Annotated in this window: 10 protein-coding genes, 1 tRNA gene and 1 pseudogene; 8 read left to right on the top strand and 4 right to left on the bottom strand. The window is 39.0% G+C overall.

Annotated elements, in window-relative coordinates; all coding sequences use genetic code 11:
• Window positions 1-508 precede the first annotated feature (508 nt).
• Both PN471_RS03940 and PN471_RS03945 read left to right on the top strand, forming a co-directional pair.
• Window positions 509-1,177, top strand: a complete 669-nt coding sequence (locus tag PN471_RS03940; protein ID WP_271775747.1) for a YqiA/YcfP family alpha/beta fold hydrolase — start codon at window positions 509-511, stop codon at window positions 1,175-1,177.
• Entirely contained in the window at window positions 1,174-2,319 is a 1,146-nt protein-coding gene (locus tag PN471_RS03945) for a histidinol-phosphate transaminase (protein WP_271775748.1), read from the top strand. The genes PN471_RS03940 and PN471_RS03945 overlap by 4 nt, the downstream gene beginning before the upstream one ends.
• Window positions 2,320-2,678: 359 nt before the next feature.
• Here PN471_RS03945 and PN471_RS03950 read toward each other — a convergent pair.
• Window positions 2,679-3,152: pseudogene (locus PN471_RS03950) on the bottom strand (hypothetical protein); the annotation flags it as partial.
• A gap of 335 nt (window positions 3,153-3,487) precedes the next feature.
• Window positions 3,488-4,084, bottom strand: coding sequence for a GNAT family N-acetyltransferase (locus PN471_RS03955; protein ID WP_193899283.1), 597 nt, complete (start codon window positions 4,082-4,084; stop codon window positions 3,488-3,490).
• A 400-nt stretch (window positions 4,085-4,484) separates the two neighbouring features.
• Between PN471_RS03955 and PN471_RS03960 the strand changes: the two genes are divergently transcribed.
• The 6 genes from PN471_RS03960 to panD all read left to right on the top strand — a co-directional run bounded on the left by PN471_RS03960 (window position 4,485) and on the right by panD (window position 8,515).
• Window positions 4,485-5,516, top strand: a complete 1,032-nt coding sequence (locus PN471_RS03960; protein WP_271775749.1) for a hypothetical protein — start codon at window positions 4,485-4,487, stop codon at window positions 5,514-5,516.
• A 50-nt stretch (window positions 5,517-5,566) separates the two neighbouring features.
• A tRNA-Gly gene (locus PN471_RS03965) sits at window positions 5,567-5,637 on the top strand.
• A gap of 457 nt (window positions 5,638-6,094) precedes the next feature.
• A complete protein-coding gene (locus tag PN471_RS03970) occupies window positions 6,095-6,886 on the top strand; it encodes a DUF4231 domain-containing protein (RefSeq protein WP_271775750.1) in 792 nt (263 codons plus the stop codon).
• Window positions 6,887-7,093: 207 nt separating this feature from the next.
• Window positions 7,094-7,282 (top strand): hypothetical protein, encoded by a 189-nt coding sequence (locus PN471_RS03975; protein WP_193899279.1) that lies wholly within the window; start codon window positions 7,094-7,096, stop codon window positions 7,280-7,282.
• 202 nt (window positions 7,283-7,484) lie between these two features.
• A complete protein-coding gene (locus PN471_RS03980; protein WP_193899277.1) occupies window positions 7,485-8,003 on the top strand; it encodes an inorganic diphosphatase in 519 nt (172 codons plus the stop codon).
• A gap of 128 nt (window positions 8,004-8,131) precedes the next feature.
• The gene (gene panD / locus PN471_RS03985; RefSeq protein ID WP_271775751.1) at window positions 8,132-8,515 is read left to right on the top strand and encodes an aspartate 1-decarboxylase; all 384 of its coding nucleotides are present in this window, start codon (window positions 8,132-8,134) and stop codon (window positions 8,513-8,515) included.
• On the opposite strand, the gene PN471_RS03990 is transcribed toward panD, so the two are convergent.
• A complete protein-coding gene (locus PN471_RS03990; RefSeq protein ID WP_271775752.1) occupies window positions 8,496-9,533 on the bottom strand; it encodes an anthranilate phosphoribosyltransferase family protein in 1,038 nt (345 codons plus the stop codon). The two genes, panD and PN471_RS03990, sit on opposite strands and share 20 nt — an antisense overlap.
• A gap of 55 nt (window positions 9,534-9,588) precedes the next feature.
• Window positions 9,589-10,512, bottom strand: coding sequence for a LysR family transcriptional regulator (locus PN471_RS03995; RefSeq protein ID WP_271775753.1), 924 nt, complete (start codon window positions 10,510-10,512; stop codon window positions 9,589-9,591).
• Between the last annotated feature and the right edge of the window lie 403 nt (window positions 10,513-10,915).

A 10,915-nucleotide genomic window follows, 5' to 3' on the forward strand; every position in this document is an offset into this window, starting at 1 on the left:
CAGTTTGTGCCGGGATTTGAATGCTTCAATTAATATCAAGAACCGGGGGACACACGGTCTTAAAGCTCAGTCAATGTCTTCATAGAAGAGTCGCTGAGAAGCCCACACTCACCCGAAGGGGAGTGTGTGGAGTATGTCACGGAACAAAAGTAGGGTTTTAAACGGTAATAAGCTGTTACGCAGCTAAATTTGATAACCATAATTTACTTGAACTTTGTAGTGCGGGCATCTTGCCCGCTAGAATTATACAAACTAAATGCACAACAGCTTACCCTCTAAACCATTTATCCAGGACTTACGCAACTGGCACATTGGTAGGATGCGTCAGATATCAACAATCTGTTTATTTGCAGGATTTATGCAGTAGTAAAGCACCCTACAACACAACAGATTTTTGGTGTGACACTTGCGTAAGTCCTATTTATGAAAAACCTGGTTTAAAATCAGTGGGAGCCTTATTTTGTAAGCATTTCATTAAAAATATGGAAATGATTGAAACTTATCACTTATGAATTATCTCTATCTTCACGGTTTCGCTTCCAGCCCCAATTCAACAAAAGCCCAAGACATTCAAGAAAGATTATCACAACACCACATCCCAATATCTATCCATGACTTAAACAGTGGCGGATTTACTCACTTAACAATCACTCGACAAATTCAACAAATTGCGGTTCATCTTCCTGCAAATTCCCAACCCGTTACCCTCATTGGTTCTAGCTTAGGAGGTTTGATATCTGCCCATTTAGCACAACAACATTTACAAGTACAACGCCTAATACTATTAGCACCAGCGTTCGGTTTTTTATCCCATTGGTTGCCAAAATTAGGCAAAGGCTTAAAACTATGGCAATTAACAAAATATATGATGGTTTATCATTATGGTTATCAACAATTACTACCCCTACATTATAATTTTGTTACCGATGCTAAACAATATTCAGAAGATTTATTACAACGTCCCCTTCCCACCTTGATTTTACATGGTAAACATGATGAAGTAATTCCTATCCAAGCTAGTCGCCATTTCGCTATTTCCCGTCCTTGGGTGGAATTAATAGAATTTAATAGTGATCATAGCTTAGGCAATGTCAGCAATGAAATTTGGCAAGCAATTTATTCATTTTGTCAATTATCCTCAACAAATTTTCCATTATCAATCACCAATCACCAATGACAAATCTTAAATTTATTCGTGCCGATTTATCCCAACTTAATGCTTATAAAGCTCATCCTGGTAGTGATAGTGCTGAACCAGTCGCCATCCAATTTGATAGATTAGATACTAATGAAAGTCCTTCAGATTTACCACCGGAAATCAAAGAAAAATTAGCTTGGACTTATCAACACCTTATTGAAACTAATCGTTATCCCGATGGTGGACATGAAACTCTCAAAAATGTCATTTCCCAATATGTAAATGAATCAGCAAATCTGGCAAATTCAACTTTCACCGCTGCGAATATCTCCGTCGGCAATGGTTCAGATGAATTAATTAGATCCCTATTAATTGCCACTTGTTTAGGGGGAGAAGGTTCTATATTAGTCGCCAATCCTACCTTTTCTATGTATGGAATTTTAGCCCAGACTTTAGGCATTCCCGTAGTTACTGTAGGCAGAAACCATAGCAACTTTGAAACTGATTTAGCAGCCGCAAAATCTGCCATTTCCCAACCACAAAATCCTCCCATTCGCGTCGTTTTTGTTGTTCACCCCAATTCCCCCACCGCTAATTGTTTAACAGCAGCGGAATTGGAATGGTTAAAAAGTTTACCAGAAGAAATTTTAGTAGTTATTGATGAAGCTTACTTTGAATTTAGTCAAAGGACTTTAGCCAGTGAATTATTACAACATCCTAACTGGATTATATTACGCACATTTTCTAAAGCCTTCCGTCTCGCAGCCATGCGTGTAGGTTATTGTATCGCTCATCCAGAGGCGATCGCAATTTTAGAAAAAGTTCGTCTTCCTTATAATCTTCCCAGTTTTTCCATCGCCGCCGCCCTCATGGCATTAGAAAATCGGCAACTTTTGCTAGAGTCAATCCCCCAAACCCTCCGCGAAAGAACCAAAATAATCACAGCCTTATCCGCACACCCAACCCTGGAAATTACACCCAGCAGCACCAACTTTATTTACTTGCGGATTAAAACCGAGGACGCTCAATCATCAACCACCGTTTTAACAAATCTCAACCAAGGGCTGAGAAAGCAAGGGACTCTGATTAGACTTTTACCCAATGGCTTAAGAATCACTATCGGTACACCCGCAGAAAACACCCGCACCCTAGAACGAATAAAAGCATTATTGGAAGAGTAGAAACTAATTAGGGCTTGCTGAAAGATTTATCTGTGAGGAGAGGTGACAGGGAAGGAATTTTCTTCTTTCTTCCTTCTTCTTTCTTTCTCTTGAACTCCGAACTCTGATCACCTATTTTGAGACACCATCAGCCAAAACCTGGCACTTTTTTGTGATAAAAATCCGCGAAACCTTTATTAATAAGAGTTCTCCAATTAAAAAAATATCCCAAAATTTATGGTGGTGCGGGCCGAAAAGCCCGCTAATAATACAAGAACGGGCAAGATGCCCATCCCACGAGATTGGATCATCTTTTTTGTGGAGTTCTCTAAATGGTTTTAGCTTTATATGCTTAACGCTACACTATCAGCAAGCCCTAATTACCACTCATTACTTCCGATATCAGTACCTACGCGACGAACTGTCGTTACAGTTTGTGTTAACACACCTACTAACATCGCAAAAGCCTCATCCGGGATACAAGCCACTATTTCAGATGGGAAAAATACCTCAAACTGATCAAGAATCTTTTGTACTCGTTCCTTAGCAATTGGATCTTCTGTAATTTGTTTAATCAAGCGAATCCATTGTCGCCTAAGCAAATAAGCTTTTTGACGATCTTCATGGGATTCAGGAGTCAGCAAAGACAGATTACCTATGGGCAAAATCCCTTGACAATCACTATCATGATTTCCACCAATCGCTGCTCCAGGTCCGGCAAACTCCGCATGGTATTCTTTAAAAAGTATTAACCCATTCCTTCTCCGACTATTAACCATGAGAATCTTGCCACCATGAATTAGTGTGAGGAGCTTAGAGCCATTCAATTGCCCATTTCCATCTGGCATGATAATTTAGTTAATAACACTGCTTTGAATGTGATAATTTGATGTGGTATCCCCTATATTACCCTAGATAGTATAATTTATTTTAAGAATAAACACGCAGTTTAGTCACTTTAATTATCCTATTCTAGGGGATTAGTGCTAGATTTCAATCAATCCAGAGTCACCTTTATTTAAAGTCTCTGTAAAGATCAGCCATACCAAATAAACTAGAGAACAAGAAAAAAGGCAAATCTCACCCCTATCCCTTCTAAAAGCAGGAACTTCCATGTAATCCAAAATTTGCGGGAAATCCCATACAAAAATTGGCTTTCCCCTTCCCTCTCTCTGACTCCTGACTCCTCCTATATACGTTTATGCAGTAATATCTGACGTGAGCGATTAAAGAAAAGTCTATCCCAGGGAGATTCAACCTTATGTACCCGATATGCCAACTTAAAATAAAGCTGACGGGCATGATGATTATGTTCCAAAACGTGGAGATATAAGTCTTGAAATCCCCATGCCTGAGAAATTTGCTCACAGCGAATCAATAAACTAGAACCCACACCCAATCTACGGCAATCTGGATCAACAGCTAAATTAGATATATAAGGGAAACCCGGATTTACACCAACCCAAGAATCATGACCCCTAACACTCATTTCTATAGTTCCCATAATTTTCTGATCTTCAGTGGCAGTATCAACCGCAACTAAACAAATATGATGAGGTGTGGGAGACTTGAGCCGATGCCTGAGATCCTCATAAATACTTAGGCGAAACAAAGGGAAAGCCCAACCCCACAAACCTTCTTGGGAATGAAAGCTTTCAGCCACAATTTGGGCAATACTGATTAAATCATCAGGTGTGGCTACGCGAACTTGGAGTTTTCCAACAGTTAAAGTACCAATTTCTGGGCTTGCTTGGGGTTGGGTAGGGTTAAAAAACCAGAATTTCAAAGCTAATTAGGGATTAATTTGATTGATTGCAGGAATAAGGTTAAAAGCCTCTTGGTGGATCACTTGTTTAGATTATCAGAAGATAGGCTATTTAGGGTTTGCTGAATAAGTTTTAGGTATCAATGTCTTGTCAGCCGGGGATAACATCTGTAAGAGGGGATTTATCGCCCAGTGATAAGTTGATTATATTTGATGTTATCATCTCAATCAACAGGAAAGGTGATCAACCTGTATAAAAACTTAACTGCCTAACGGTAATCTGTGCCTTGACAATTAAATCTATGGGGTTCTACTGCATTGTTATAGTACCTCTAGAGGTTTACGAAAATAAAATTCTGATCGCAAAAGTTATACTTCCCCAACTCCTTGTTTAAGAATATCCAAGCTTTGAATTAACATAATGCCAACGTTGACAAATAATCATTTAAATGACAGTTCCATTACATCTCAAGCATTCAGACGATATCATCATACAGGTGATCCACCTTGGTTATGGACTGTTGTATGTATTGGTTCTGTCTCTCTCCATTTGTTAGGATTTTGGTTAATGCGTTCATCTAATGAATTTCAAGCTTGGTTTCCCCAGTCTAACCAAAGTTCGGTTCCCATTGATTTTATTGAAATTGCTTCCGAACCAAAATCCACAATTAAACCCCAATCTTCTTCACGTTCACCAAAATCAGCACCTATTACACCCAATCAAAATGATGGTGCGATAAGTTCTAAAATTAATTTACCAGAACAAGATAAAACTAAAAAGCCTGAAATTGAAAAAAAAGAAGTTAGAAAACCTGAAGCTGACAAACCTGAACCCGAAAAACCACCAGTTAGACAACAATCCTATCCCACAAACCCAATACCAGAAGTAACACCAAGAATTCCAGACAGTGAACTTCCCTGGAATCGTCGTCCAGAATTGAAACTGGGTGAAGGAACTCTCCTTCCCCAAGACATTCCCACTGATTCCCCAACCCCCACAGCAGAACCTTCCGCAAATCCTCACCCGGAAACGTCCCCAACCACCAATGGATTGGGTGCTATAGCTACTATTAGTCCTATACCCAAAGAAGAAGTTAGTGAATTAATCCAACAAAAACAACTCATAACAGATGCTTTACCGGATGTACTGGCTGAATATCAAGGAAGTACAGAAAAAGAATTAGAGACCAGTATACTTTCTAGCGACGAGGATCTCAAACCAGCAAATATACTGGCTAGTTTGGTAATTGATAAAAATGGACAATTTCAACAAGCGATAATCATAACCATTGAACCGGCCGCACTCCGCAGCCAAAAAAATATTTATGAGCAAGCACTTAACCAGATACTTGCACAAGAGACTTTTCTAGCTGCTTATAATCAAGACGGATCAAAACCAGATTTAAGCAATTTATATATTCGCCTCCAAATTAAACCCATAAATTCTCCATAACTACTTGCAATTTTATAAAAGCCATGTTATCTTAGTTAAATCGGCGGCACGCGGGTGTAGTTTAGTGGTAAAACTTTAGCCTTCCAAGCTAATAATGCGGGTTCGATTCCCGCCACCCGCTTTTTAATGGACGCACTACTCTATATTCCACATCCCGCAGTTCATTGTGTATTACGGGTACGAGTGTAACAGGTAGCAAAAATATTTTAAATACAAATACATAATTAGCCCAGTAATAAATATAGACAGTAACATAAAAATTGCCAACAAATTAAAATTAATAAGGTATTGACAATAAATTCAGGATCAAAAATGAGAGAATAATTTTGAATTAAATAAAAATACCCAAAAATATGAATAAGCAAACAGAAGAATTTGAGAGTAAAAACTGAGATCATTTAGGAGTAATAAGCGCGGGGCTATTTCATTCTAAAATTTAGACTATTGACAGTTAGCACAACTTGTCAATATTGTTACTTTCGTGTAATATACATTATTGTTTGTAAAAGTACCATTTTGCAACAACTTTTCTCAGTCACAAATTCAACATTATCTCAATAACTACACCAGGCAAAAATATGTTGTTTTTTTTCAGGTTGATTGATTACTTGTTAGCCGCAGTTGCGATCACATCAGGCTTCATTATTTATGTTGATTCTAGTAATCCACAATATGTAACTGCTGCCTCCGTTGCTTTAACTGTTTCTATTGGTTTATTTCTTTTCAATAGACAATCGGTAGATAATGCTAAAAAGGAATCACAAAAAACTGAGCTTTCCAAAAAAGCTGAACTCTATACATCTCTATTAAGCAATGGTACTACATTGGACTATAATACAGTTTTGCCGGCACGAGCTAAAGCCTTAGAATATTCTCAAGAATTGATTGACGATTATAAAAGTTCTCGAAATCTTGCCAGAACTCTTTACTATGTTTTGCAAATTTCTACCGTTATTTTGTCAGGTGTAACCCCAATTTTAGTGTTGGTGGACAAATTAGAAGCAGGACAAAGCTGGTTAAAATGGCTGCCTGTTATTTGCCCAGCAGTTGCTTCCATTGTTGCCAGTATTGTTACCTCATTTCCTTTTGAAAAAAATTGGATGGCTGCTAACAAAGCCGTTGAATTATTAGAAGCTGAACAGGAAAAGTTTATTTTGGGAATTAGCCCAGCCTATCGTTGTTATGATATTTCCGAAGAAGGTAAACAACAACAAAGAGTCAGTCAGGCAATAGAACTATTTATTAATCAAGTGAATAATATTCACCTCCAAATAGTTCAACCCAGCAGTGATTCAGAACAAGGAAATCAAGAAAAACAAGAGTCACCACAATCTGAAGAATCAACTACACAACAAAAAGTAGCTGCATAGTTTTGGTTTAATTACCAATTTAGGGGCGCAGGACAGAACACATCAATTTCTGGGCGCAGACCCTGCGCCCCTACGGAATTTCTGAAGGATCAAAAATGTCAGTTATCCCTGACATTACGGTTTATAGTAAAAAAACAGTTAGAATAGTGTAGACGCTCTTTTCCAGGGAGTCAACTTACTCGTGATTCTGATTAATTGCAACTTTGTATGAACTTAAATAGCCCGTCTGCCAATTCTTCCGATACATATTCCCAGCGTTTGGCAGACATTGTGGGAACACTGATCGCTCTGATCACTCTCACTTTACCAGTATTTATCATTGGCCACTATTCTTCTGTGAATGTTGAAAACAACCAACCATCCTTAACCTACAATCTATCTATTCGCGGAGATTAAAATATACAGCAGAATTTGAGACTTCAAACGGAGGATCAAGGGCAGGGAGTTTTCTTCTTGAGCCTTTTTTGTGGATCATTGGTGAAATTCACCAGTATTTTAGAAGGAATGTTGGGGAAGAGATCCACAATGCCTTAAGATCTTACACTGGGAGCAAAAATGGCTGCTGCCGCCGATTCACTTTTAGTAAAGGAGTTTTATTGTGGATTTATCTTTGATTCCCGCCCAACCAAAGCCAGGTGTAATTAATGTCCTGATTGAAATTGCTGGTGGAAGTAAAAATAAATACGAATACGATAAGGATTTACAAGCATTTGCCCTAGATCGGGTTCTCTATTCTTCAGTTAAGTATCCTTATGATTATGGTTTTATCCCCAATACCTTGGCTGATGATGGCGATCCGTTAGATGGTATGGTGATCATGGATGAGCCAACATTTCCCGGTTGCGTTATTGCCGCTAGACCGGTTGGTTATTTGGAAATGATTGATGGTGGCGATCGCGATGAAAAAATTCTTTGTGTTCCCGATAAAGATCCGCGCTATGCTCATGTATTCTCCCTTAAAGACATAGCCCCTCATAAACTGGAAGAAATTGCCGAATTTTTCCGTAGTTATAAAAATTTGGAAAAGAAGGTAACACAAATTCTCGGTTGGCAGGATGTTGATAAGGTAGCCCCCTTAGTCGAAAAGTTCATTCAGGCAGCTAAAGCTAAAGCATAATAGATTATGGGTGATGGTAATGTGAATTACTCATTACCCACTAAACCAATAATTGTGGAATGATCAGTAACAACCTACTGATATGATCCCCGAATCTCTCACTGGTTGCAAAAAAAATTTAAAATCAAATGCAGCGCACTCTCTTATCGGCAAAAATTCATAACTGTACACTCACAGCAGCAAATATTAATTATGTGGGCAGTATTAGCATTGACGAGGTTCTCTTGGCAAAAGCTGGTATCTTCCCTTATGAGCAGGTACAAGTAGTGAATATTGCTAATGGTGAGCGTTTTATTACTTATGCTATATCGGCTCCAGCTAATTCGGGAGCTATTGAGTTGAATGGAGCAGCCGCGCGTTTAGGCGTAGTTGGCGATCGCTTGATTATCATGACTTACGGGCAGTTTACTATGGAAGAGTTAAAATGTTACTCTCCTACTGTTGTCATTGTGGGTGAAAAAAACCAGTTATTAGAAGTGCGACATTATGAATTTAACCCAGCAACATCTTGATTTGGTGCAGTTTAGCAGCTAATAGACCACTGGTAATTAATTCGGCGGCTTTGTCTATACCAGCTTGCATATCTGGACAAATCCCACTGCGCCATAGGTAAAAACCACCATTCCAGAGGGCTGTTTGCATGAATTCCCTGGCTTTTCCCGTCAAAACCCCTTGCATATCTTGAATGAGTTCTTCTGTAGTAGTTAGAGGAACATTTTTAGTACTAAAGCCATATTCACGGGGTGAAAGTTGTAGACGAGTTAATGTTTCTGGACTTGATGAAGATAAACCGATAATGGCTGTGCGATCGCGTGGTAAGTCACAACTACCTTCTAAACCTTTCACAAAAGTATATTTTGTGATCCCACGTAATCCTAAAGCGGCTTGAAAAATTGCTTCCGTGGGTGGATGAACAAAACCGGCAATAATATTGGCTTCCCCCATGTATGGACACCAAATTAACTCCATTGTTGCTAACGGTGGACGTTTCCCCAATTGATCACGATATTCCCACAAAGTTTGATTTAAAGGAAAATGTTTGGGTGTGTAAATAAAGCCAATTCCTGTTTCTTCAAAAATCCCCTGGGTTTGTTCCAGTGATAAACCAGTCCAATCTATTCCTAAACCTTGCCAAATCTCGATTAAAGGTAAACCATATTTGGTGGGTAAGCGATCTCCGCCGTGCATAATTACAGGTTGTCCCGCAGCAGCTAATAACAAAGCCGTAATAATATTGATGGGTGCAGTACGGGTTCTGCCATCATAGGGTATACCTAAAACGATGACAGGTTGGGCTATTGCCGACAATTTGGGGCCAAGTTCATGGTAGGTATCTAACATCCCAGCTAACTCTTCCCCGGTAGGACGCTTAATCCGATGAGCAATTAAAAACGCGCCAATTTGTGTTGGTGTCGCTTCAGCTAATAACATCATTTTTGTCGCGGTAGCTGCTTCAGCACGGGTTAAATTATCGGATGTGTGATTTCCACTACCTACTTTTTGGATAAATTCTCGAAATTTATTGGTCATTTGTTAGTTGTCAGTTGTCAGTGGAAAAAGGCAATAAAGGCAATAGTTTATATTTTTAATTTTTAATTTCTGGAATATTGTCCTTGACAAGGTGCCAAAAATATTGTATGGGAGGAATATGGAGACGATCTTGAGTTGTTACCATGACTACCTGACGAGTTAGAGGGGAATTATTGCCTAAATTATTATTTTCGTATAGGGGACGAACTGCCAGAGTAGGGTCATATTTGGCTTCTATGAGTGCTGACTGGGGAAGTAAGGCAATGAGTTCTCCTTGACGAACTACTCCCCGAAAGGCATCGAGGGTGTTTACTTCTAAAGTTGCTTTAAGTGTAGTTTTCATCTGTTCAAACTTATCTTGAATCAGACGTTGCATTCCATAACCATCCTTAAATACTACTTGAGGATAATGAATTAACTCTAGCCAGGGGATAGACTCATATTTAGCTAGGGGATGATTGGCTGCGGTGAGGACTTCTATGGGTTCTTCGTATAGGAATTCTATAGCCATTTCTTTGCCCGTGATCAGAAAGCGATTGTGCATGACAATTGCTAAGTCTACTAAACCATCTTTGAGGACTTTCAGAGAGCGATCGCTTCCTAATGATGTGACTCGCAATTGGACATCTGGATAATAATGACAGAACTTTTGTAACACTGGCGGTAAGTAATAAGCGCAGACTGAGTGTATTGCTGCAATACATAGTTCCGGTTGCTTGCCTCCCATTAAATCTGTTAATTCCTGTGTAGCCAAGTCCCATTCCTGGCAGATTTTATGCACGCGAGGAAGTAACCGTTCACCCCCTAACGTTAATTTGGCATGGGAAGTTCTATGAAATAGTTCTATCCCTAAATCTGCTTCTAATGCCTGAATTTGCCTACTAATGGTTGATTGAGTCACACCACATTGTTTTGCTGCTTGTTGAAAGCTGCCAGTTTGAACAATCGCCAAAAAGGCTTGCAACTGCTCTAGACGCATTTTGATTTAACCCAAGTAAAAATTATAGCTCTTATTAATTTAACGGGCTATCTGTATAATTTTAATTTAATTTAATTAATTGTCTAGTATTTAATTTACATAACCAAATTAGCAAAAATACTTGCGAATACTGAATTGATGTGTTGTATAGCGATTCATATAGTGGATTGGTGATTGGTGATTGGAAAATTCTTTCACCCTGCCCCCTGCCCCCTGCTATATGAGATTCTTTAGCTTAATCAGCAGAAGCCCCACGTCTCACCCTTAGGAGCGTGGGATGAATGCGCGTGAGTTGAGTTGCGTAGCCCAAATTGTATTTGAGCGTAGCGAAAACAAAGAAGGCTACAGCGACGAAACGAACAAAATATTGATTTTATGTTATTATAAAAAAGTAGGTGTAGTC

The sequence above is a fragment of the Aphanizomenon sp. CS-733/32 genome, assembly GCF_028330045.1.
In the GTDB taxonomy this organism is placed as follows: domain Bacteria; phylum Cyanobacteriota; class Cyanobacteriia; order Cyanobacteriales; family Nostocaceae; genus Dolichospermum; species Dolichospermum gracile.